The organism is Bacillus sp. AY2-1 (assembly GCF_008368965.1).
Taxonomy (GTDB): domain Bacteria; phylum Bacillota; class Bacilli; order Bacillales; family Bacillaceae_G; genus Bacillus_A; species Bacillus_A thuringiensis_S.
In genome coordinates, this window is sequence record NZ_QPEL01000082.1 from 15,390 (window position 1) to 37,986 (window position 22,597).

A 22,597-nucleotide genomic window follows, 5' to 3' on the forward strand; every position below is an offset into this window, starting at 1 on the left:
TCGCAATGGAAGGGGTTTTTCTGTTCGACGTTATGTATCATGCGAAAATGAATCAAACATACTACATAAAGAATAGAAACGAACGCTTGCTAAATAACCATTTTTGTTTGGATCGAAACAAAAAATAGTCTATAGAACATAAATATTTATTCATGAATATAAAAATTTAAAATTTAAGGTAGATAGGACGGGAAAATGAAAAAGATTATTAAAGTTGAAGCAGTTGAAAAACATTTTGGAAATCAAGTGATTATCCCACCTCTTTCTTTAGATATTAAAGAGGGAGAGTTTTTAACAATTTTAGGGCCGAGTGGCTGCGGGAAAACGACTTTACTTCGTATGATCGCAGGATTTGAAACTCCAACTAAAGGGAATCTTTTATTAGATGATGAAAGAATTAACGATTTACCGCCATATAAGCGTCATATGAACCTAGTGTTCCAACATTACGCACTATTCCCACATATGACAGTGGAGAAGAATATTTGTTTTGGTATGAAAATGCAGAAAGTATCAGCAGCAGAGCAGAAAGAGCGTGCTGAAGAGGCAATGCGTTTAACGCAGTTACTTGAGTTCCGTAATCGTAAACCTGCGAAGCTTTCTGGTGGACAACAGCAGCGTGTTGCAATTGCAAGAGCAATTGTAAATAATCCGCGTGTATTACTATTAGATGAGCCACTTGGAGCGCTTGACTTTAAGTTACGAAAAGACTTGCAACGTGAATTGAAAAACTTACAACGTAATTTAGGAATTACGTTCATATACGTAACGCACGATCAAGAAGAAGCAATGAGCATGAGCGATCGTATCGTGGTTATGAATAAAGGACATATCGAACAAATCGGAACGCCGAAAGAAATTTATAATAAGCCGAAAACGTTGTTCGTTGCGACATTCATCGGTGAAAATAATATTGTGAAAAACGGGGAAGGCTATGTAGCAATTCGCCCTGAAAATGTAAAAGTACGTTCGGTTGAAGAACCAATTTTAAAAGAATACCATCTTGGACATATTGAAGATATAGAGTTTGTCGGAAATATGGAGAAGCTTTATGTACGTGATGAGAAAACATCAGAATTACTAATGGCATATCAAACTGCTGAAGAGGCAGCGCAGTGGAGCATTGGAGATAATGTATATGTAGGCTGGGAGCAAGAGGACGAGGTGACCTTAAATTGAAAAAAGGGAAATTACTCGCACTACCTACAGTCGCGTGGTTATTAATTTTCTTCCTAATCCCGCTCGTATTCGTATTAGGATTCGCCTTCATGCAGCGCGGAGCTTACGGGACAGTAGAAATGCAATTTACGCTGGAGAATATATCCCGTGTGTTTGATCCATTGTACTTAGGGACATTATGGGAAACTGTTAAAATCGCAGTTATTACTACAGTAATATGTTTATTAATTGGTTATCCATTTGCGTATACAATTACAATTGTTGACCGCAAATATCGTTCTATTCTTTTATTATTGGCAACGATCCCGTTTTGGATTAACTTTCTTGTTCGTTCATACGCATGGATTGTTATTTTACGTTCACAAGGCCTTGTGAATACGTTGTTATTAAAGCTTGGTATTATTAGTGAACCGTTAAATTTATTATATAATACCCCTTCTGTAATACTCGGAATGGTCTATTCTTTATTACCATTTATGATCTTACCAGTGTATGCAGCAATTGAGCAGCTAGATAAGCGTAAGCTAGAAGCGGCTTATGATTTAGGAGCAACACCAATAAAGGCATTTTGGAATATAACAGTGCCGATGACAATGTCAGGAATTGCGACTGGTTCTATTTTAGTATTCGTTTCTTCTATCGGAATGTTTGTTGTATCAGACGTGATGGGCGGATCGAAAGTAGCATTAATCGGAAACGTTATTCAAAACCAATTCTTAGGTGCACGTGACTGGCCGTTTGGATCTGCGTTATCGATTATCGTTGTTCTATTCTCTGTTCTGTTAATTTACTTATATTATCGTGCAACGAAAGTATATAAATATAATGAGAACGGAGGGGAATAGGCAAAGATGAAGAAGTTTTTAGTTTCTTATTCTTGGTTAATTTTGTTATTCTTGTATTTTCCAATGATGGTTTTAATGGTCTATTCTTTCAACGACTCTCGCATTAATGCGGAGTGGGAAGGTTTTACATTCCATTGGTATACAGATTTATTTCAAAAACAAGATGTTATTGATGCATTTGTAAATAGTATTACGATTGCAGTTATAACAACGATTGTGACAACGGTACTTGGCGTATTCTTTGCGATTGCTTTACATCGTTATAAATATCGTTTCGAAGGGGCTATTAATGGCCTTGTATATTTACCAATTTTAATTCCTGATATTTTAATGGGATTATCTTTACTAATTCTTTTCAGTCAGTTAGGAATGGAACTTGGACAAACAACGATTATTATTGCACATATTACATTTAGTATTTCGTTTGTTGTTGTTATTTTAGCTGCGCGTCTTTCAAGTATGGGACGTGACTTAGAAGAAGCTGCAAATGATTTAGGAGCAACGCCTTGGCAAACGTTTCGTTATGTAACGTTCCCAGCAATTGCACCGGGAGTTATTTCGGCAGCATTATTAACATTCACATTATCAATTGATGATTTTGTAATTAGTTTCTTCGTATCAGGACCAGGATCAACAACATTGCCATTATACATTTACAGTATGGTTAAGCGCGGAGTATCACCAGAAATTAATGCTCTTTCTACAATTTTAATTGTTGCTATCGTAGGATTAATGGTTCTATCTGAAATCTTTCGTAACAAAGGTGCAGATGGTGAAGAAAACTCTGGAGGACACCTTCCTTTATAATACGAATGATATAGAAAGTACGAGGGGGTAATAAACCGATGAAATTAATGAAAAGAATAGCTGGCGCAGCAATTAGCTTTAGCCTTGTTGCTGGTGTACTTGCTGGTTGTGGTGAAAAAAAAGAAGAATTAAATATTTATAGCTGGGCTGACAATTTTGATGAGCAAGTGCTAAGAGATTTTGAAAAGAAATATAATGTGAAAATTAACTATGATAAGTACGCAAGTAACGAAGAAATGCTTGCGAAATTACAAGCTGGTGGCGCAAAGTATGATTTAATTCAGCCATCTGATTACATGGTTAAAACAATGGCGAAAATGGATTTATTAGCGCCGTTAGATAAAAAGAATATCCCAAATATCGAAAACATGGTTTCTAATTTCAAAACACCGGCGTTTGATCCAGAGAATAAATATTCTTTAGTGTACACTTGGGGTGTAACAGGGATTGCATACAATAAAAAGTATGTGAAAGAAGCACCTACAAGCTGGGCTGACTTATGGAATGAGAAATATAAAGGACATGTAACGTTACTAAACGATTCTCGTGAAGTATTAGGAATGGGTCTTAAGAAGCACGGTTTCTCAAACAGTACGAAAGAAGATGCAGAGTTAAAGACAGCAGCAGATGATTTAAAGAAGCTGCTTCCAAACTTATTAGCATTTGATACAGACAACATTAAACAAAAATTCATTACAGAAGATGCTTGGATCGGAACAGTTTGGTCTGGAGATGCAGCATTTATCGCAAAAGATAATAAAGATGTAGAATACGTTGTACCAAAAGAAGGCGGCACAATTTGGGCTGATACGTTAGCAATTCCAAAAGGTGCAAAACATAAAGAGCTTGCTGAGAAATTTATGAACTACTTACTAGATGAAAAAGTAAGTGTGAAAAACTACGAGTCAATTGGTTACAGTAATCCAAATGAAAAAGCTCATCCTCTTCATAGTAAAGAATACCGTGATAATCACATGATTTTCTTAACGAAAGAAGAGTTAGATCGTACAGAATGGCTTGTTGATGTAGATGATAAGTTAAAAGACTATGATCGTTACTGGACAGAGCTAAAAACAAAAGGTAAATAAGTAAGGAAATGCGGTTTCTAAAGTAGAAATCGCATTTTTTCATAGTAGGAGGAAATCGTTTGAAGAAGAAGTTACATCAATATGAGATAATGTGTATTGCTTTATTATTTGCTGTATTTGGTATTGTTGCTTGGCGCGTACATGCAGGTGGCGTTACCGTGATGGATACATATGTCCGTGGATTAGTAAAAGGGCTACAAACGGAGAGTTCCCTTACATTTTTCTCGTACTTTACAAAATTGGGATCAGCAATTGGGATAGTCGCTACGCTCGTTATAAGTTTGCTTGTTTTTTGGAAGAAGCGTTATTATGCTACGATGATTGTGTATCCACTGGGAATTTTAATAACACATCTTGTGAATAAAGGGATAAAAGAGATTGTACAGAGAGAACGTCCGTCATTAAATGAAGCGCTAGATGCACTTGGATATAGTTTTCCTAGTGGACATGCAATGCTATCAATTATGACATTTGGATTTCTTGCTTATATCATTGCTGCTAATTTGAAAAGCATAGCTGGGAAATGTGTCACAACGATTTTGATGGGCACAGTAATTCTATCGATTGGATTAAGTAGAGTCATTTTAAATGTACATTACCCAACTGATATTTTAGCTGGTTACTGCGTAGGTGGTATTTTGTTAGTTATCGCTATTTACTATCATCGTTTACTTACTGAGAGATTGGGGTTTAATAAAGAGAGATAGAAAAAACGCCTGGAAAAACTATCATTATAGTGTTCCTAGGCGTTTTTTGTTTGTATAAAGATATGATACAGTATAAGTGACAATTGAATTATTTAAAGTAGGTGAAAATGTGTGAAGACAAATGTTCATAAAGTTGATAAGTGGGGCAAGTTAGGAGCTTTTTTGTATCAATTTCGTTATACAGTAATTGTAGCGTTACTGTTGCTCGCAATCGCACTTGGGATTTTTGCTCCAAAGCTACCGGGAGTATTAGGTGGTGACGGTTTCCAAACGGAAGGCGACTATCAAAAAACAAAAGAAATTTTAGATAAAGATTTTAAGAGGTCTCAAGATACGCTTCTGCTCGTTTTTGAGAAAAATAAAGATGCTTCGCATGAGGAATTTAAAAAACGAATAGATGAAATTGTAAAGAATGTTCAAGAGAAAGAGAACTATGAATCTTTCCATCACCCAATCCAAAATAAAGAAATGCTACAAGGTGATATCGGTTATGCGACAATTTTATTTTCCGGGAAAACAAATAAAGAAAGAATGGAAAAGACATTACAATTTGCTGATGAGATTGAGAAAGAAAGTAATGTAGCATTAAAAGTAACACCTACAGGATTTCCGAAAATTAATCAAGAGATTAATGAAAGAACGCAAAATGATTTAAAAGTAGCAGAAATGATTGGATTACCAATTGCGTTTCTTGTATTACTATTTTCGTTTGGTAGCCTTTTGGCATCAATTTTACCGATTTTGAATGGGGCGCTTAGTGTTATTAGCACGATGGGTATATTGTATTTTATCGGTGTGGATAAAGAACTTTCTATTTTCGTGTTAAACGTTGCACCGATGATTGGACTTGCACTATCTATTGATTTTGCGCTATTATTTGTGAACCGTTTTCGAGAGGAAGTTGCTAAACGAACGGTAAAAGAAGCGATAGCAATTACATATCAGACGGCAGGACGTGCAATTGTATTTTCAGGATTATGCGTATTTGTTGGGTTGTCAGGTTTGTTTTTCTTTAAGATAGATTATATTCAATCTGTCGCGATTAGCGGAATGATTGTTGTGATTATGAGTATTTTATTCTCACTCACACTTCTTCCAGCGCTATTATCGTTAATAGGTAAAAGAATATTAAAAAAGAATCAAGTAGCACATACGCCGGCAAAAGCATGGCGTAAATTTGCACAATTTGTAATGAAACATCCAATCGCAATGATTATTGTTGTTACAACATTTATTGTTATTTGCTTATTGCCGTTACGTACAGCTAATTTGCAGTTCCCTGGTGTTGAAGCTTTACCTGAAAAGAGTGATACAAGGATTGCATATGAAAAGTATGAAGAAGCATTTAATGAAACTGTCAAAACACACGCTGATGTTATGTTAGTTGTAGAGACGAAAGAAGATATGAAAGAAAAAGAAAGTCTACAAAAGATAGAAGAATTCGTTCAAAAGTTAAAAGATGATAAGAAAGTACATGAAGTAAGAAGTTTATACGACGGGTTAACTGGAATGAAAGCAGATCAAGTTGTTGGAATATTGCAGTCGCCAGAGTCAGCGAAACTAACTCCTGTATTTGAAGCATACACGAAAGGGAATAAGACGACGATAGAAGTCTTTTTGAAAACAAAACCACGTACAGAGACTGCAAAACAGTGGGTGCGTGACTTTAAAAAGAACTATAAAGAAACGGATGTTACGTATTATCTAGGCGGAATGACGACGTTTCAACAAGAATTAGAAGATGAAATTAAAGATAAAGTTGTAATTGGTATGTCTGTTATATTTGGATCGACCTTTGTTATATTATTATTTGCATTCCGATCTATACTCATTCCAATTAAGGCAATTATTATGAATATACTTAGTTTAAGTGCAACTATTGGAATTGTTGTTTGGTTATTTGAAGGTGGTCATTTCGGTTTAGAAGCGAGTCCGGTTCTGTTTGTCTTACCAATCTTCATTTTTGGCCTCGTATTTGGGCTTAGTATGGATTATGAAGTATTTCTTATTTCACGCATTTATGAGCTCTATGAAGAAACAGGAGATAACGATCAAGCAACGTTAGAAGGGCTCGTTTCAACAAGTAGAATCATTACATCAGCTGCTTTAATAATGATTGTTGTAACGGGTGCATTCGCATTTACTGATATTTTACCAGTAAAGCAGATGGGGCTTGGCGTCGCATTAGCAATATTTCTTGATGCAACAATTATTCGTCTTATGCTCGTACCAAGCTTAATGAAGTTATTTGGAGACTGGAACTGGTGGTTGCCATTTCGAAAAAAACGAGAAAAGTCATCATAAAAAAATGCTCATCATATTGATGAGCATTTTTTTATGAATAGCAAGACCTACATTTTGCAAATAGTATGTGATAAGAACATTACATACAAGTAGGTGAAGGCAATGTTTCGTTATTTTAAGTTTAAGTTAAATGATACAGTACAGTTTGCAGAAAACGATGGGCATATGTATCGCATTGTCGGTTATCGGTTAGAAAAGGGATTTTATCCAAAAGATGAATGGACTCATATCATTTATGAACTACTTAGAGAATTTGACGGGTATACGATGGATGCAGAGGAGGAAGAACTTGTAAAGGTCGTTCAAGTAGAGGATGAGTATTACAAAATACAAGAAGTATCAGGTTATCGTTATCCAGTAAAAATGAAACAAAAACAACAAGTGATGAAAATAGAAAGGATGGACGATTTATTAGATGCTTACAATGATTATAAAAGGTTGGCAGATTTCTTTAAAGATTTATCGTATGAACAAAAAGCTGAAGAAGTATTGTTAGAAATGAAAAGGCTTAGAGCTTGAGGGGCAGTCTATTATAAGACTGTCCTCTATTTTTGACGGTGCATCAAAGTGTGTTTTCCGTTACAATGAGAGAATCAATAGAAATAAGGTGATAAACAGTATGGAAACAAAGAAAAAGGGCGAATGGTGTGAAATTACCATTCCAGCTAAATGGAATGGTATAAGTATTGAATCGGTATTAAAAGTAGAATGGGAAATACCGAAAAAGCTATTACATCAGCTTCGTATGGAAAAAGGTGTTACGGTTAACGGGGAACAAAGAAGATGGAATGAGCTTTTAAAAGAGAACGATAAGTTACAAGTTCATATGTTTGCGGAGGAAGAGTACGGTGTAGATCCAGAATATGGTGAATTACATGTAGTATACGAAGATGATCACGTACTCATCGTAAATAAACCAGAGCAAATGGACACACATCCTGCTGAAAAAGGTGGAAACAGGACGCTTGCAAATCTTGTTGCTTTTCATTTTCAAATGCAAGGTTTAGAGACGAAGGTTCGTCATATTCATCGTTTAGATAAAGATACGACAGGTGGTGTCGTGTTTGCTAAGCATAGAATTGCTGGTGCAATTATGGATCGTTTATTAATGGAACGAAAAATTAAAAGAACGTACGCAGCGCTCGTTGAAGGGAAAGTAAAGAAGAAACAAGGAACGATTGATGCTGCTATCGGAAGGGATCGCCATCATGCTACAAGGCGTCGTATTTCTCCAAAAGGTGACCAAGCTATCACATATTATAAAGTAGAAAAGTATTTTAAGAAGCAAAACACGACTTTCGTAACGTTACAATTAGAAACGGGTAGAACGCATCAAATTCGTGTTCATATGAGTCATAATGGTAATCCACTAGTTGGGGATGTATTATATGGTGGGCAAACAAAATATATGTCCAGTCAAGCATTACATGCGATGAAGATAAATTTCTTGCATCCAATTACGAAAGAAGCGATTGAAGTTGATGTGCCGTTTCCTACAAAATTAAATAATAAAATAAAAGAATTTCAAAAAGAAAATGCGTAAAGTATAAGTTTTAATTTGAAAAAAGTAGATTTTTGCAGGGATTTCTCTAAAAGAAGCGAAGCCGTTAAGAGAAAAGAGAGGTGAGAATTACTTGATCAAATATAAGTATGTACTTGGGATATTTTTCGCTTGTCTTTTAGTTACTCTATGTCTTTACCCCTATTTACCAAATCGTATGGCAGTACATTGGAACGTAAATGGTGAGCCAAACGAGTTTATGAGTAAACAAGTTGTTGTAGCATTTATTCCTTGTTTTATTATTTTTTCATATGGATTTTTGTATATTATTTCACATAATATATTTAAGTTTAATGAAAGAGAGCATTGTATTATAGGCGGATTTATAAAGAAAATTACATTATTTATGTTGTTTATTCATATGCTTATTCTCTTGATTAATTTTGGAGATTTTATATTCTTTCAAACAGGATTAACGATTGGGATTAGTATGTTTCTTTTTATGCTGAGTAAAGAATTTAAGAAAATAAAAGGCAAAGAAAAAGATCCAATTAAATTACAAAAAATTCGTTTAGTAAGTAGACGGATTTTTCAAGTGATGGCATGTGGCATATTGTTTTCATTGTTTTTGAACTTAGAGTGGGGATTTTATATATTGCTTAGTGTAATAAGCTGTGGATCTATGTTGTTTATGTTCTATATTTTCTATTCATACATAATAGAAAGCTATGAAACTTGAAAAAGAGTCTTCTCATTATGAGAAGACTCTTTTAATCTATTTACTTTGTAATAAATTGTTGTGTCCAGTAGTTGCCGCTTTCTACATAACCAACACCGATGTGAGTGAAGCCGTTATTTAAGATGTTTGCACGGTGTCCAGCGCTGTTCATCCAAGCTTGTACTACTTCTTCAGGTGTACGTTGGCCTTGAGCGATGTTTTCACCTGCAGATGTATAAGAAATACCAAATTTCTTCATCATGTCAAACGGAGACCCGTATGTAGGGCTGTTATGATCAAAGTAGTTGTTTTTTTGCATGTCTTCAGACTTAATACGTGCTACTTTGCTTAATTCAGTATCGATTTTTAGTGCTGGTAAGCCTTGCTTTGTACGCTCAGCGTTTGTTAATTCAACAACACGTTGTTCGAACTCGCTTAAAGATTTTGCTTCTTCAGCAGGCTTTTGCTCAGCAGGTTTTTGTTCAGCAGGTTTTTGAGTATTGTTGTTTTCAGCAGGCTTTTGCTCAGCAGGCTTTTGAGTTTCTGGCTTAGCTGTTGGTTGCTCAGTTACAACATTTTCAGTAGGTTGTTGACCAGGAATAATGCAATTTGGTTGGAAGTTTCCTTGTTGCCATTGCGCTAATGACTCAACGCCCATAGCTTGTAAGAATGCTTGTAATTCTTGTTGGTTCATTTGTTTCATCATTACTTTTGAATGCTGAATATTTTGAACCTTAATGTTAGATGGTTGTACTGTTGCAGCTTGTGCATCTAGAGAAGATACTCCTAAAGTAAGAGCTGTTGCAGCAGCTACAGATAATAAAACACGCTTTTTCATGATGTGTGTCCCCCTATATAAAGTTTTAATTTGTTTTCACACGATTTGTTTTTGACAGCCTGTCTGACTGACAAATTCATCGTAGCATACAATTTGCGAGAAAAAAGATGGAAAAAAATTCATAGACTTTAAAATTACCTAATTTATCCTAAGAGAAGAAGTGAGCAAAAATAAGAGAAATATAGAGTATAAAAGGAATTTATAGTGTTTTTATACTTGATTTTAAGAGGGGTTTTTGGATAAATTTACCTAAAGAGAAAATAAAGAATCCTATTGTATCAATGGTTTGAGCGATTTTTTGAGGAATATAATGGATTGATTTTTACAAAACTGTAATGTTTCTGTTGTTCTTTTTTATAATAAAGTAACATATTTTTAATGTTGTAGCAGACAAAAAAGCGGCTATCTCTTTACATAGACGAAGGAGATAGCCGTTTTCCTATTATTACGTATGTTACGAGTTAGTTTCAATTGCTTCTAATAATAAATCTACAATGTGAATTCCTCTCATTTTATGAGAAAGCCCTTCTCGCTCAATTCCTAATTTCATTTGTAATAAACAACCTGGATTTGCAGTAACAATGGTTGCTGCGTCTGTTTCATGCACACGGTCCATTTTGTAATCTAGAAATTCCATTGATAACTCTGAATGAACAATATTGTAAATACCAGCAGAGCCACAGCAGCGGTCCGCATCTTTCATTTCACGATATGTTGCACCTTGGATAGCCTCTAGTAACATACGAGGTTCAGAAGCTGTGCGCATAACATTGCGTAAATGACAAGAGTCTTGATACGTAATAATTTGCTGCGTGAGTCGTAAATCAGTTCGCTTATGGAAGTCTAGTTCTACTAGTATAGCAGTAATATCTTTAATCTTAGAAACAAACTGCTTAGCACGTTCAGCCCACTCTGGATCATCCTTTAAAAGATAATCATAGTCTACGAGGTAAGCTCCGCAACCACCTGCATTCGTAATAATATAGTCGATGTTTAAATCTTCGAATGCCTTTATATTTCGCTTTGCTAATTCTTTTGCTCCACTCTTTTCACCAGCATGTCCATGCAATGCACCGCAGCAACTTTGTGTTTTCGGAATAACGATATCACAACCAGCTAATTGAAGAAGTTTCATCGTTGCGTTATTTGTTTCTAAAAACATAGTATCCATTAAGCAGCCTGTGAAGAATGCAACTTGTTTTTTCTTTGTACTTTCTGCAGGTAAAAATGAAGGACGATCTTTCATTGCTTTCATTTTTGGCACTTTTGGCAAAATGAAATCCATCGTTGCAAGTGTTTCAGGGAATAACTTCATAATACCTGTTTTATGTGTTAGTGTTTGTAAACCAGAACGTTGATAAAATCCAATTAGTCCTGTTAATGTTCTCATTCGATTTTGATGGGGGAACAATCCTTCAAAAACGACTTTTCGAACAGCTTTCACTGGCATTGAGAATTTTTTATTTTGATTAATAATATCACGAGCTTCTTCTAATAAATGTCCATAATTTACACCAGATGGACAAACAGGCTCACAAGCACGGCAACCAAGACAAACGTTTAATGTATTTTCAACATCTTCATCTGGTTCGATTAAACCATCAACGATAGCTTTCATTAATGCGATACGTCCGCGCGGTGAATGTGACTCTTTATATCCGGATTGAATGTAGGTAGGACAAGTAGGTAAACAAAAACCGCATCGCATACAGTTTAGTAATTCATCTTCACTTAATCGTTCTTTAAATTCTTTTTGAATATTTTCTTTATTTAATGTGGTCATCGCTCAACCACCACTCTTTTTCGAGTGTCTTTCGCGAACATTTTTCCAGGATTCATAATGTTATTTGGATCGAAAGCTTGCTTTATTCCTTGCATAGCTGCAATACCTTCTTTACCTAATTTCATTTCTAAATATGGAGCTTTCATCGCACCAACACCATGTTCACCAGTAATTGTGCCACCAAGTTCAATTGCTTTCGTAAATATTTCAGCAAAAGCTTGTTCAGCTCGGTGCATTTCTTCTGCATTACGAGCGTCTGTCATACAAGTTGGATGTAAGTTACCGTCACCAGCGTGTCCAAACGTACAAATAGGAATATTATATTTTTTTGCAATGGCATTAATAGCTTCAACCATCGGAGCGATTTGTGAACGTGGTACAGTTGCATCTTCTAATATTGTAGTAGGTTTTAATCGTGCGAGCGCTGATAGTGCACTACGGCGAGCGGTACGAAGTGCATCTGCTTCCGTTTCATCTTTTGCAATGCGAACATCAACTGCATTCATAGAGCGGCAAACGTTAGCCATGTTTTCAATATCTCGATTGACTACTTCGGGCGGGCCGTCTTGTTCGATTAATAAAATTGCTTTTACATCTGTAGGTAAACCGATTTGTGCAAACTCTTCTACTACTTCAATTGTCGGTTGGTCTAAAAATTCCAGAGTTGCTGGAATAATTTTATTTGCAATAATAGAAGAAACAGCACGTGCAGCTTCATTAATATCTTCATAGAGTGCAAGCATTGTTTTCTTTGTTTCGGGCATAGGAACAAGTTTTAATATCGCTTCTGTTACCACGCCAAGTGTTCCTTCAGAGCCGATAAATAAACGAGTTAAATCGTAACCAGCTACATCTTTTGCTAATTTGCCGCCAGTACGAATAATATCACCATTTGGTAAGACAAGTTCAAGCCCCATTACATAATCACGTGTTACGCCATATTTCAAGCCGCGTAACCCACCTGAATTTTCATTAATATTGCCGCCGATTGTAGAAATCTTCATCGAACTTGGATCTGGCGGATAAAATAAACCTTTTTCTTCTACTGCTTTAATAATATCAAGTGTAATGACACCAGCTTGTACAGTAATTGTTAAGTTTTCTTCATCAATTTCTAAAATATTGTTCATATGGCGGAAAATAAGGACGATACCGCCTTCAAGTGGACATGTTCCTGCGCAAAGATTTGTTCCAGACCCACGAACATACACAGGAATTTTGTGAGTGTTACATACCTTTAACACTTCAGCTACTTCATTTGTATTACGTGGGGCAATGACTGCATCAGGCATTGCTTGGAAGTTTGGAGTGGCATCATAACTATAAGTTAAACGCCCCATATTGGATGTATCTACATTATCTTCGCCAACAATAGATACGAATGAATGAATAATTTGCTTTTCTAACATTGGAAATCCCCCTCAAACTGTTAACGTGTTTAGTTATAATAAACAACGTGGTAACAGTGCTTTCATTATAATGATAAAAAAGTAAAGGGATTCTTTCTATGTGTAATCATCTAAAGATTAATCTGTTTTATCGTTCTTTTTTGTATGATTATCTAATAGGAGGAGTGCGAAGTATAAAACGTTTAAGTCTTTGAATTGTTTTGGATCAAGTCCTGTATGCTCTTCAATCTTTTTTAGCCTGTAATGTAATGTGTTAATGTGTATATGTAATTGTTTAGCTGTCTGTTTATAAGATTGGTTATAATCGATAAATAAGCGTAAGGTGTGCATAAGCTCAGGAGATGATAGTAAGTTTTCGATGGTACGCTCTAGAAATTGTTCACGCGTTTCGGCAGAAATATCTTGTAAACACATTTCTAAACGTAAATCTTCATTAAATACAATTTGTTTCGTTTCCAATGATACAGAAAGAGCACGTAATGCTTGTTCGTAAGATATGTTCATATTGTTTGGGGTAACTGTTTGTCCAATCCCGATATATAAAGGAATAGAAAATAAAGCTTCGCATTCTTGTTTTAATCGTTTTAAAAATTGGTATGTTTGCTCGTTGGAGCTCATCGCTGTAAATAAAATAAAACGATCATTTCCCCACCGAACAAATAGATGCTCTTTTGTTAATATATTGCGTATATGTTGCCATATTTTACGCTGGAGCATCGTGTCATTTTTTCCAATAGAAAACAAAATAAGTTGTTTCTTCTTATATAAATCAATGCCAAGTGTTTTGGCGCGATCGAGAAAACTTGGAGACCATTCTGTATTTTGAAGCCAATCAAAGACGAAAGCTTCATAAGAACGGTGCTCAAGTTCTAGTTGCTCTAAAAAGTAGTTTTCATGAATTAATAACTCGGTCATCTTACGCAATATTTCTCCATAGCGTGAAATATTTTCAGGTTCTCCTGTAATTCCAATAACACCAATTACTTCGTCATGAAATAATAAAGGAAGATTCATTCCAGCCTTTACACCTTGCAACTGCCTTTCATCTTCTGTTGTAATGATGACAGTTTTCTTTTGGTTAGCGCAGCGGAGTGCACCTTCATGAAATTGACCAATTCTTTCTGTATCTGTACTTGCAATAATAACGCCTTGTATATTAATAATAATAATATTCTCTGTAATTAGTCTGCGTACTTCTCGTACAATTTTATTCGCTAAATCAGGAAATAGCATAATTGACACACCTCAAATTCTATTTGTTGTACATTATATATGTAAATTGAGTAAGAAAGGAAAATTTCACACTTTCCACACATTTATTTGTTATTTTACAATTATAACGAAATCATCCGAAGATGGAGGGAATCTTTTGAGAAAGTATGTTTTTCTTCTCTGTTTTTTATTTCTATTAGTAGGGTGTCAAGGAAGTTCATATACACCAATTGCTAAAGATAAAAATGTTATTATAACAACGAATATAAAAGAAGGCAGCATTAGTTTTATTGATAAAAAAAATAAAAAGTTAATCACGACATGGGAACTAAATGAGCCAATGGCCGGAATCACACTGCTTCCAAACGGTGAGGAAATCCTTGTATACGGTAAGCAATTAGAATATATGTATGTATATTCATTGGCGGAAGGAAGGCAAGTGGAAAAATATAAAACTGGAAAGGGCATTGTAAATGTGGTCGTATCAGAAGATAAAAAGCAATTATTTGCTGCCGATCAAAATGTTCAAAAGGTAAGGTTCTTTACGATAAATGGGAAAGAGACAGGAAATGTTTCAACAGGAAAAGGTCCTATAACGATGGTAGAGTATCATAATCGGTTATCTGTACTAAACTTTTATGATACGAAACTAACGACAATTGATACGAAGAAAAAAGAAGTTGTTCAATCCTTTATGATTCCGCCAGCATCAACCGGAGCAACGATTAGTCCTGATGGGAAAGAAATATGGATTGGCGGACATGGTGATGGAAATCAAGTAAATGAGAAAGTGTTAGTGTATTCTTTACAGGGGGGAGAAATGGTGCGCTCTTTACACGCTCCATTTATGCCTGTGAATATAACGAAGGATAGTAAGTACGTATATGCACTAAGTCATGGTTCGAACACACTTAGAAAGTTTGATATTAGCACATATAAAGAAATAGCTTCTGTAGAAGTAGGATCGAATCCATTTGCATTTTTGGAGAGCGGAGCAGAAGGATATGTAGCAAGTTATGATAGTGATGAAGTGTGCGTTATGGATATGAAGAATTTGAAAATAAAACAAACAATTAAAGTCGGAAAAGGACCGTTTCAACTCATAGAGAGGGAAGGAAAGGATAATGAATAAATATAGAGTGCTAGTTGTAGATGATGAAAGTGATATGAGGCAGCTTGTTGGAATGTATTTGGACAACTTCGGATATGAGTGGGGAGAAGCTGAAAATGGAAAAGAGGCTCTTAAAAAACTAGAAACAGATCATTATGATTTCGTTGTATTAGATATTATGATGCCAGAAATGGATGGACTTTCAGTTTGTAAAGAAATTAGAAAAACGTCAGATGTGCCGATTATATTTTTAACCGCAAAAGGTGAAGAGTGGAATAGGGTGAACGGCTTACGTATGGGAGCGGATGATTATATTGTAAAACCGTTTAGTCCTGGTGAATTGGTTGCCCGTATGGAAGCTGTGTTAAGAAGATATACAAAGCAAGAACAGCAAGAAGAGATTCAATTTGGACCAATTCTTATCAATGAAAAAAGTAGACGAATAGAGGCGGATGGTGAGCCGATTTCTCTTACAGTAAAAGAGTTTGATTTACTATATTTTCTTTGTCAGCATACAGGACAAGTATTTAGCCGGGAACAATTACTTGAAAAGGTATGGGGATATGATTATGCGGGAAGTACAAGAACAGTAGATACGCACGTGAAAACGATGCGCTTGAAGCTTGGAGAAAGTGGAAACTACATTCAAACTGTTTGGGGTGTAGGCTATAAATTCGAGGTGTAACGTATGTTTACGATGGTACAAAAACTTTGGCTTACAGTAGTGTGTGCAGTATGTGTAACAGTGTCCTTTCTTTATTTCGTATCTTTATACTCATATGAAAAACTATACGTTGATAATTTAAAAGGTTCATTAGTAATGGAAGGGAAAAATCTTGCTGCTCAGTATGATAAGCGCGAAGGAATATCAATTTTTGAAGGGAAAGTAAGATCATTTGATCAAATATCTAGTTCAGACGTTCTTTTCGTGTCTAATCCGCGTGATTTAAGTGCATGTTTACCTTTTGATGTGCATCATCATTCTCTTATAAGTGAAGGAGATAGGCAAACGCTATTAGATGGGAAAACTGTGACAAAGATAGGATATGAAGAACATTTTGAACGTAATATTATGGGGGTTGTCATCCCTGTATTGGAAAATAAAAAATTAGTCGGAATTGTATATTCTTATATTCCTTTAAAAAGTATAAAAGACTTAATATATGATATGGGTCTTATTTTAGCACCACTAGCAATTGCTATGATTTTAATTACGATATGGGTTGGAAGAAAAATTATAATTGCAATTACGAAGCCACTTTCGCAAATGGAGCGGGTTGCAAATCATTTGGCTACGGGAGATTTTTCGGAGCGGATTACAGTTTCTTCAGAGGATGAAATTGGACGATTAGGAAAAGCATTTAATAAAATGGCAAATTCATTAGAAACAGAAGATGTAAAGCGTAAGGAATTTTTAGCAAATGTTTCGCATGAACTTAGAACACCACTTAGTTATATAAAAGGGTATAGCGAGGCTATTTTAGATGGTGTTGCAAAGGGAGCTCAGCAGGAAAAAGTAACCCAGCTAATTCATAAAGAAGCAGGTCGTATGCAGCGTCTCGTTCATGACTTGTTAGACTTAGCACAATTAGAAGGTGAGCACTTTCCGTTAAAGAAGCAACCTATCGTTTTTTCACAGCTGATTGAAGACGTATTAGATACGTATGAGATTAAGTTTATAGAAAAGGAAATTCATATTTCAACCAATTTAAATCCAGAGGTCATTGTCATGATTGATGAGGATCGTATGCAACAAGTGCTTCATAATGTGTTAGATAATGCGATACGATATACAAATCAAAAAGGAAATATCGTTATAACTTTAGAGCAAATCGATGATTACTGTGAATTAAAAATAAAAGATACAGGAATTGGCATTGATATAGAGCATTTAGAAAATCTTGGCGAGCGCTTTTACCGAGTTGATAAAGCGAGAAGTCGTCAACATGGTGGAACAGGTTTAGGCCTTGCTATTGTGAGACAAATTGTTCATATACATGGTGGACAGTGGAAAATTAAAAGTGAAAAAGATAAGGGAACAACGGTTATTATTAAACTGAATGTACAGGATGAGGTGGGCATGTTCTAATTTTTAGGACATGTTCTTTATATTGAAGGGAATATTTATCTCGCTATTTGCCGGGCAGTAAGCCCCCCACCTCAAAATTCAGAAAGAAGTTAGGTGGGGAATTAAAAAAAAACGTTCTTTATATTGAAGGGAATATTTATCTCGCTATTTGCCGGGCAGTAAGCCCCCCACCTCAAAATTCAGCGGAAGCAAAGAAGTTAGGTGGGGGATGAAAAAAAACCTACTGATTAAAGTTTCACTTTATACGTAAAAATATAAATTAATATGTAATAAATATCGGAAATTTGACTATTTTATGAACAAAACATTTGTACTTCTTATCAATTCGGTCTAAAATAGTTATGATGCAAAGTTCTTATAAATCGTTTCAATTGTTGTTTGGAAGATACTGAGGTGATTTAACTGGAGTACAAATCTATTAAACCGAAAAAAATTTACGAAGAAGTATCTGAAGCTATTTTAACAATGATTAAAAATGGTACGTTAAAACCTGGTGACAAACTACTCCCTGTGCATCAATTAGCTGAGCAGTTTCAAGTTGGCAGATCTGCTGTTCGTGAAGCGCTAAGTGCGCTAAGAGCGATGGGCTTAATTGAGATGAAACAAGGAGAAGGTACATATGTGAAGAACTTCGATTCTTCTTCATTAACAAAATCATTAAACAATAGATTATTAATGAAGAAAGAAGATATTTTGAATTTATTAGAAGTACGAAAGGTGCTTGAAGTGGGGGCAGTTCGAGTAGCGGCGGCAAAACGTACGGAAGATAATTTACAAAATATGAAACATTGGTTAGATGAAATGGCAAAGAGCATTGGAGATGAAAAGGCTGGCGAAAAAGCTGATTTTCAATTTCATATGGGAATTGCAGAGTCTTCGCATAATAACATTTTGCTTGAACTCATGAATCATGTTTCAGAGATGATTGCTGAAACAATTGGTGAATCAAGACGCATTATTTTATATGGTGAACAAACGACATCAGAACGACTTATAGAAGAGCATCAAGTTATATATGATGCGGTGTTAAAACAAGATGTAGAATTAGCGCAGCAAGCAATGCTAGATCATTTAACAAATGTAGAACATATTGTCACAGGTAAAAACGATATAAATTCGTAATTTAATCTTTTAAAAATTTAATTTTCTGATAAAATAGAGAAAGATTAAGTAAGCGTTTTCTTTAGGAGAGGGAGAGGATAGGCCATGGTTGAGCCTATTTCTTCTCTACTCAGTCATCTGATGACCATATGTTTGTTGGCGAAGTTGTAAAAAGGGGGAGTAATAGTTATGAAAGTTACTTTATTTGTTACTTGTTTAGTCGATATGTTTGAAACAAATGTCGGTAAAGCAACAGTTGAAGTGTTGGAGCGTTTAGGTTGTGAAATTGAATTTCCAGAAGCACAAGTTTGTTGTGGTCAGCCTGCTTATAATAGCGGCCATGTAGAAGCAGCAAAAGAAGCGATGAAACATATGATTGAAACTTTTGAAGATGCAGAATATATTGTTACACCATCTGGCTCGTGTGCGACAATGTTTCATGAGTATCCGCATGTTTTCAAAGATGATCCAAAGTGGGCTAAACGTGCACAAAAAGTTGCTGATAAAACTTATGAATTTACACAGTTTATTGTAGATGTTTTAAAAGTTACAGATGTTGGTGCAAGTTTATCAGGGATAGCTACTATTCATAAATCATGTCATATGACACGTATGCTCGGAGTAAAAGAAGCACCAGGGATTTTATTATCAAATGTAAAAGGATTAACTGTGAGAGATTTGCCAAACGTGCAAAATTGTTGTGGGTTTGGGGGAACGTTTTCAGTTAAGATGACTCCAATCTCTGAGCAAATGGTAGATGAAAAAGTAGATAGTGTAATGGAAACAGGTGCAGATTATTTAATCGGTGCAGATTGTGGGTGTTTGTTAAACATTGGCGGACGTATTGAGCGTTTAGGAAAAGAAGTAAAAGTAATGCATATTGCTGAGGTACTGAATAGTCGCTCATGAAGGGGGAACATAAGCTATGTCTATGAAAATCAGTGAGAAAAAATTTAATGATCGCGTTGGTGATGGAATTCAAGATTCGTTTATGCGCGGAGCAGTATCTTCGGCACAAACGCGCTTATATACGAATCGCTTAAAAGCCGCAGATGAATTAGGAAACTGGGAAGAGTGGCGTGAACTAGGTGAACAAATCCGTCAACATACGTTAGAAAATCTTGATTATTACTTAATGCAGTTAAGTGAAAATGTATCAAAAAGAGGCGGACACGTGTACTTTGCGAAGACGAAAGAGGAAGCAGCAAAGTATATTCAAGACGTCGCCAAAAAGAAACAAGCGAAAAAAGTAGTAAAATCAAAGTCGATGGTAACAGAAGAAATCAGTATGAACCATGCGCTTGAAGAGATTGGCTGTGAAGTGTTAGAGAGTGATTTAGGAGAGTATATCTTGCAAGTAGATAACGATCCACCTTCACATATTATTGCACCTGCACTTCATAAAAATAGAACGCAAATTCGCGATGTATTTAAAGAAAAGCTAGGCTATGAAAATTCTGATGACCCGTATGAAATGACAAAGTTTGTTCGTAAACAACTTCGTGAGAAATTTATGGATGCAGAAATTGGTGTAACTGGTTGTAACTTTGCTGTTGCAAATACGGGCTCCCTTTGTTTAGTAACGAATGAAGGTAATGCAGATCTTGTTATGTCAATTCCGAAAACACAAATTGCAGTAATGGGTATGGAACGTATGGTTCCGACAATGGAAGAATTAGATGTTTTAGTTGGTTTACTATGTCGTAGTGCAGTAGGTCAAAAATTAACAAGTTATGTAACAGTAGCAGGACCAATTCAAGAAGAGGAAGTTGATGGACCTGAAGAATTCCATTTAGTTGTTGTTGATAATGGTCGCTCTCAAATTCTTGGATCTGAATTCCGTTCAGTATTACAATGTATTCGTTGCGCTGCTTGTGTTAACGTATGTCCTGTATATCGTCACGTTGGTGGACATTCATATGGATCGATTTATTCAGGACCAATCGGCGCGGTATTAACACCGCTTCTAGGTGGATATGATGATTATAAAGAGCTTCCTTATGCATCTAGTTTATGCGGAGCATGTACAGAAGCTTGTCCAGTAAAAATTCCATTGCATGATTTATTATTAAAACATCGTCAAGTCATCGTTGAGCAAGAAGGTCGTGCACCACTTGCAGAAAAACTAGCGATGAAAATGTTTAGTATGGGTGCTTCTTCAGCTGCTTTATATAAAATGGGTTCAAAAATGGCACCAGCGGCAATGAGTCCATTTACATCTGGTAATCGTGTATCAAAAGGTGTTGGGCCACTTAAAAACTGGACGGATATTCGTGAATTCCCAGCTCCAAGTAAAGAACGATTCCGTGATTGGTATAAAGATCATAAGAAAGGCGGGGATAAATAATGACAGGATTAATTCAAAACCGTGATGCCTTTCTAGATAACATTGCAAAAGAACTTGGGCGCGCGCGTAAAACAGAAGGTGTAGAGCGTCCAGTATGGAAAAGTAATGTGAATATAGAAACGTTAAAAGATTATTCACAAGAAGAATTACTAGAAGTGTTTAAAAATCAATGTACAAACATTCATACAACTGTAGTAGAAACGACAAATGAACGTTTACGTGAAGACCTTCAACAAGTAATCATGGAAAACGGCGGAGGACCTATTTTATTATCAGCGGATGAGCGTTTTGATGCATATGGTTTAACATCTTTATTTAAAGAAGAACTTCCAAAGCGAGACGTTGAAGTAAACGTATGGGATCCAGAGAGAAAAGACGGAAATATGCGTTTAGCTGAAAAAGCGAATATTGGTATTGCATTTAGTGATTATACATTAGCTGAATCTGGTACAATTGTTGTACAAAGTCATAAAGGACAAGGACGTTCTTTACATTTTTTACCGACTGTATATTTAGCTATTATTCCACGTGAAACACTTGTGCCTCGTATTACACAAGCAGTTCAGGATATGAACTCACGTGTAGAAGATGGCGAGACAGCGGCATCTTGTATTAACTTTATTACAGGACCAAGTAACTCGGCTGACATTGAGATGAATCTTGTTGTCGGAGTACATGGACCATTAAAAGCAATATATTTCATCGTATAAAAGAGGGGAAAGCAGGCCAGAAAATGGCCTGCTTTTTTAGTAGAATAATGGATAATATGAAGTAGAAGTTCTCTCCTTTTTTTGCTATGTTTTTTGGGAAAGGAGAGGAAGGGATGTTCACTTATTTATATGCACTGTTAGCAGGGATGGTGTTTGGTTCATTTTTTATGTTAGTTGCGATGAGGGTTCCATTAGGGGAGTCTATCATTACCCCGCGTTCACATTGTCATTATTGTAAATATGTGCTAAGGCCAAAAGAACTAATCCCCATCATTTCATTTTATATACAAAGAGGCTGTTGTACGAATTGTAAGAGGCAAATTCCGATTATGTATGTAGCATTTGAATGTATAACAGGAAGTATATTTCTTCTTACCGTGTATATGATTGGAATAGAACGAGAGCTTATTATCATTTTATCCCTTTTTTCGCTACTTCTTATTATTTCACTTACAGATTACTTATATATGTTAATTCCTGATTGTATTTTAATTTCATTTGCCGTTTTACTCATTCTCGAAAGTGTTTTTGTACAATTAGTTACTTGGACAGATAGTATAGTTGGTAGTGGTGTTATATTCATTTTGTTATATTGCATGCAAAAGATGTATCCAGAAGGGCTTGGCGGTGGAGATATAAAACTACTTTCGTTGCTTGGGTTTATAGTAGGAGTGAAGGGAGTTTTTATCATTTTATTTTTAGCATCTTGTTTTAGTCTTTGTTTTTTCGGGATTGGGATCGTATTAAAGCGTATAGAAGTACGAAAGCCCATTCCATTTGGTCCTTTTATTAGCCTTGGGGCAATATGTTATGTATTGGTCGCATATTCAAAGTAGAGAGGGAATAGA

At 35.6% G+C, this 22,597-nt stretch carries 21 protein-coding genes; 17 read left to right on the top strand and 4 right to left on the bottom strand.

Annotated features, from left to right (window positions below; genetic code table 11):
- The first annotated feature begins 195 nt into the window (after positions 1 to 195).
- The 9 genes from potA (at position 196) to DN403_RS19975 (ending at position 9,170) form a co-directional block, all read left to right on the top strand.
- Complete coding sequence (potA, locus tag DN403_RS19935; protein WP_000720333.1) at positions 196 to 1,179, top strand: spermidine/putrescine ABC transporter ATP-binding protein PotA; 984 nt, start codon at positions 196 to 198, stop codon at positions 1,177 to 1,179.
- Positions 1,176 to 2,024, top strand: a complete 849-nt coding sequence (potB, locus tag DN403_RS19940) for a spermidine/putrescine ABC transporter permease PotB (RefSeq protein WP_000715500.1) — start codon at positions 1,176 to 1,178, stop codon at positions 2,022 to 2,024. Before potA ends, potB begins: the two co-directional genes overlap by 4 nt.
- 6 nt (positions 2,025 to 2,030) lie before the next feature.
- A complete protein-coding gene (potC, locus tag DN403_RS19945; protein WP_000714192.1) occupies positions 2,031 to 2,831 on the top strand; it encodes a spermidine/putrescine ABC transporter permease PotC in 801 nt (266 codons plus the stop codon).
- 38 nt (positions 2,832 to 2,869) lie between these two features.
- A complete protein-coding gene (gene potD, locus DN403_RS19950; RefSeq protein ID WP_000772489.1) occupies positions 2,870 to 3,919 on the top strand; it encodes a spermidine/putrescine ABC transporter substrate-binding protein PotD in 1,050 nt (349 codons plus the stop codon).
- A gap of 59 nt (positions 3,920 to 3,978) precedes the next feature.
- A complete protein-coding gene (locus DN403_RS19955) occupies positions 3,979 to 4,626 on the top strand; it encodes a phosphatase PAP2 family protein (protein WP_000727779.1) in 648 nt (215 codons plus the stop codon).
- 111 nt (positions 4,627 to 4,737) lie between these two features.
- Positions 4,738 to 6,930 (top strand): MMPL family transporter, encoded by a 2,193-nt coding sequence (locus DN403_RS19960; protein ID WP_000856413.1) that lies wholly within the window; start codon positions 4,738 to 4,740, stop codon positions 6,928 to 6,930.
- Positions 6,931 to 7,032: 102 nt separating this feature from the next.
- The gene (locus DN403_RS19965) at positions 7,033 to 7,449 is read left to right on the top strand and encodes a hypothetical protein (RefSeq protein WP_000490302.1); all 417 of its coding nucleotides are present in this window, start codon (positions 7,033 to 7,035) and stop codon (positions 7,447 to 7,449) included.
- A 100-nt stretch (positions 7,450 to 7,549) separates the two neighbouring features.
- Positions 7,550 to 8,473, top strand: coding sequence for an RluA family pseudouridine synthase (locus DN403_RS19970; protein WP_000448328.1), 924 nt, complete (start codon positions 7,550 to 7,552; stop codon positions 8,471 to 8,473).
- A gap of 91 nt (positions 8,474 to 8,564) precedes the next feature.
- Positions 8,565 to 9,170, top strand: a complete 606-nt coding sequence (locus DN403_RS19975) for a DUF1648 domain-containing protein (RefSeq protein WP_000599007.1) — start codon at positions 8,565 to 8,567, stop codon at positions 9,168 to 9,170.
- A gap of 40 nt (positions 9,171 to 9,210) precedes the next feature.
- Here DN403_RS19975 and DN403_RS19980 read toward each other — a convergent pair whose 3' ends face one another.
- From DN403_RS19980 to DN403_RS19995, 4 genes are all read right to left on the bottom strand, one after another.
- Positions 9,211 to 9,987 carry a CAP domain-containing protein gene (locus tag DN403_RS19980; protein WP_149185691.1) on the bottom strand — a complete coding sequence of 259 codons (777 nt, stop codon included), beginning with the start codon at positions 9,985 to 9,987 and terminating at the stop codon, positions 9,211 to 9,213.
- A 454-nt stretch (positions 9,988 to 10,441) separates the two neighbouring features.
- Complete coding sequence (locus DN403_RS19985; protein ID WP_149185692.1) at positions 10,442 to 11,770, bottom strand: (Fe-S)-binding protein; 1,329 nt, start codon at positions 11,768 to 11,770, stop codon at positions 10,442 to 10,444.
- On the bottom strand, positions 11,767 to 13,179 hold the full coding sequence (gene glcD / locus DN403_RS19990; protein WP_000890758.1) for a glycolate oxidase subunit GlcD: 1,413 nt from the start codon (positions 13,177 to 13,179) through the stop codon (positions 11,767 to 11,769). Before glcD ends, DN403_RS19985 begins: the two co-directional genes overlap by 4 nt.
- A gap of 117 nt (positions 13,180 to 13,296) precedes the next feature.
- A complete protein-coding gene (locus tag DN403_RS19995) occupies positions 13,297 to 14,421 on the bottom strand; it encodes a CdaR family transcriptional regulator (protein WP_074789367.1) in 1,125 nt (374 codons plus the stop codon).
- Between the two features lie 127 nt (positions 14,422 to 14,548).
- Here DN403_RS19995 and DN403_RS20000 point away from each other — a divergent pair, with 127 nt between their 5' ends.
- From DN403_RS20000 to DN403_RS20035, 8 genes are all read left to right on the top strand, one after another.
- Positions 14,549 to 15,523, top strand: a complete 975-nt coding sequence (locus DN403_RS20000; protein ID WP_001234158.1) for a YncE family protein — start codon at positions 14,549 to 14,551, stop codon at positions 15,521 to 15,523.
- Positions 15,516 to 16,187: a response regulator transcription factor gene (locus DN403_RS20005; RefSeq protein WP_001046396.1), complete on the top strand. Its 672-nt coding sequence runs from the start codon at positions 15,516 to 15,518 to the stop codon at positions 16,185 to 16,187. Before DN403_RS20000 ends, DN403_RS20005 begins: the two co-directional genes overlap by 8 nt.
- Positions 16,188 to 16,190: 3 nt before the next feature.
- On the top strand, positions 16,191 to 17,591 hold the full coding sequence (locus DN403_RS20010; protein ID WP_016077953.1) for a sensor histidine kinase: 1,401 nt from the start codon (positions 16,191 to 16,193) through the stop codon (positions 17,589 to 17,591).
- A 432-nt stretch (positions 17,592 to 18,023) separates the two neighbouring features.
- Positions 18,024 to 18,713, top strand: a complete 690-nt coding sequence (locus DN403_RS20015; protein WP_254904515.1) for a FadR/GntR family transcriptional regulator — start codon at positions 18,024 to 18,026, stop codon at positions 18,711 to 18,713.
- Between the two features lie 168 nt (positions 18,714 to 18,881).
- The gene (locus DN403_RS20020; RefSeq protein ID WP_000869152.1) at positions 18,882 to 19,601 is read left to right on the top strand and encodes a (Fe-S)-binding protein; all 720 of its coding nucleotides are present in this window, start codon (positions 18,882 to 18,884) and stop codon (positions 19,599 to 19,601) included.
- A 16-nt stretch (positions 19,602 to 19,617) separates the two neighbouring features.
- Positions 19,618 to 21,039, top strand: coding sequence for a LutB/LldF family L-lactate oxidation iron-sulfur protein (locus tag DN403_RS20025; RefSeq protein WP_000061930.1), 1,422 nt, complete (start codon positions 19,618 to 19,620; stop codon positions 21,037 to 21,039).
- A complete protein-coding gene (locus tag DN403_RS20030; RefSeq protein WP_000147194.1) occupies positions 21,039 to 21,749 on the top strand; it encodes a LutC/YkgG family protein in 711 nt (236 codons plus the stop codon). The genes DN403_RS20025 and DN403_RS20030 overlap by 1 nt, the downstream gene beginning before the upstream one ends.
- A gap of 113 nt (positions 21,750 to 21,862) precedes the next feature.
- The gene (locus tag DN403_RS20035) at positions 21,863 to 22,585 is read left to right on the top strand and encodes a prepilin peptidase (protein WP_016077952.1); all 723 of its coding nucleotides are present in this window, start codon (positions 21,863 to 21,865) and stop codon (positions 22,583 to 22,585) included.
- Positions 22,586 to 22,597 lie beyond the last annotated feature (12 nt).